This is a genomic window from Mycobacterium sp. E2733 (genome assembly GCF_001667585.1).
GTDB lineage: Bacteria > Actinomycetota > Actinomycetes > Mycobacteriales > Mycobacteriaceae > Mycobacterium.
This window is the reverse complement of the sequence record NZ_LZJZ01000091.1, coordinates 1-1919: the sequence shown is the minus strand read 5'-3', so window position 1 is coordinate 1919 and position 1919 is coordinate 1. Positions and strand designations below refer to the sequence as shown.

Sequence of the window (1919 nt, the reverse complement as noted above, 5' to 3'; positions counted from 1 at the left end):
GCATACAGTCGTCCGTCGATCTCGCCGAAGTCGTAGATGGGGATGACGTGCGGCTCGTCCAGGCTGGCCGCGGCGTGCGCCTCGCGGCGAAACCGCTCCACATAGGCCGGATCCTCGGCGACATTAGCCAACAACACCTTCAGGGCCACCACCCGATCCATCACGGTGTCATAGGCCCGCCACACCTCGCCCATCCCGCCGCGACCCAGCAGCTCGATCAGCCGGTAGCGCCCAAACGGCGTGCCCTCGGCCACCGACCCCGGTGTCTGCCCCGGTTTCATCCGCTCGCCCCTCATCGACGAAATTCGCCGCACCCGGTGCGCTGATCACCGCAACGATCAACGCCAGCTGGACTTCTCATTCTGTTGCGACGCTGAGGCACCGCGTAGGGCCGCTTGTCCCCGACCGCCAAGAGCATTGGTCCCTTGACGCAGGCGGCGACCCGTGCCTTACCGGCACCGGGCACTACCACCGACTCGTCACGCAGAACAAGCTGTGGGTTCAGGAACCGGGGCACTCGGCTTGCCGGAAACGACTGCACGGCAACCGCTGACAGCGCCCCGCGACCCAGACTCCCTGCCAAAAGCCCGGTCAAATCCACGAGCCAGCAAGAGACGGGTCCACGTTATGGCCGGGCCCGCTGCGCCTGCGCCGCCCTTGTCATCTGAGCAGAAACCCCGGAAGGTGATGGCCCTCTAATCGCCGGTGCGCACAAACTTCGCGTTGAAGTCGATTTGGCCAACCTTGCAGGCGCCGATCTGGCCCTGGTGGCCGTGCCCGGTCAGCGGCGTGATCGGATCCTGCGCCGGTGCGGGCAGCGGAAACGTCGCGGTGATTTTCACGTGGTACGTGCCGCCGCCCGGACACGGATTGTCGTACTCGGTGTCCCGGGTCCACTGCCCGCCGTCGAAGACCAGCGGCGCAACAACCTTGGGATCGTGGAAATAGCTCATGCACCGATCGCCGGTGCGCAGACAGTCCGTGCGGACCGCGAAGTCGGCCTCCCATTTGCCCCCGTCCGCGTAGGTTACCGTCTCGTGGTAGTGGCCGTGCAGCGCTTCGGCCGGCGACACCACCCGCGGCGGCTGGCCGGCCGGGTCGGGCAGGCTGGTGACGTCGACATCTGCGGTGCGGGTGAAGCTCACGCTCCGCTTGACGTCGCAGCCGGTGCTGGCCGCCGAGGTGTAGTCGCCGGACAGGGTGCCATCGGGATGGGGTTGCAAAATGAACACCTCCCAGCCTTCGGCGGGAGCGTTCGTGCATGTTCGAGAGCCGAGGCCGACGGCCAGCCAGCGACCGCCGACCTCGTCGAAGACCAACGTCGACAGTGTGGTGTGGCCGTTTCGCCGTGCCGCGGTGGCCACGCACCCGCCCGGGCGGCACACCGAGCGCAGGCCCCAGGTTTCCGTCTCTGGCGCGGCATCCTGATCCGGTTTCCCGTCGAGACGGGTCTCCGGGTCGAAGTTGGCGGTGTAGATACCGGTGAACGGACCGGTATTCGGCGGCGGGGTGGTGGGCGCGATGGCGGTCGGCGCGGCCGGGGTCGCCTTGTGGTGGTGGGAGGCGTTGACGGCGGCGAAGACACCGCCCGCGATGAGTACCGCGATCACCAGCAGCGCGGGAATCACGACGTTCGGGCGCCGCCACCTGGGCCGCTGCGGGGTGGGCGTTACCTGGGGCAGCGGTGGTGCCCCCCATGGTGGTGGCAGGACGGGTGCGGCCCCGATCGGGGCGAGTTGGGTGTCGTAGCCCTGGATGCGGCCCGCGGTGGGCTGACCGGGCCAGACCGGTGGGTGCACCTGCACGGTCTGCTCCGGTGGGGGTAGCGGCACTGTGGCCGCCTCGCGGGCGGCGTGCGCGAATTCCACGGTGGTGGCATAGCGCTGGGCGGGGTCTTTGGCCATGCCTTTGGCGATGAC

General features: G+C 68.5%; 2 pseudogenes. Both read right to left on the bottom strand.

Features of this window, described 5'->3' with window-relative positions:
* Window positions 1-281: pseudogene (locus A5678_RS16330) on the bottom strand (hypothetical protein); the annotation flags it as partial.
* 414 nt (window positions 282-695) lie between these two features.
* Window positions 696-1919, bottom strand: a pseudogene (locus A5678_RS27590) (serine/threonine protein kinase); the annotation flags it as partial.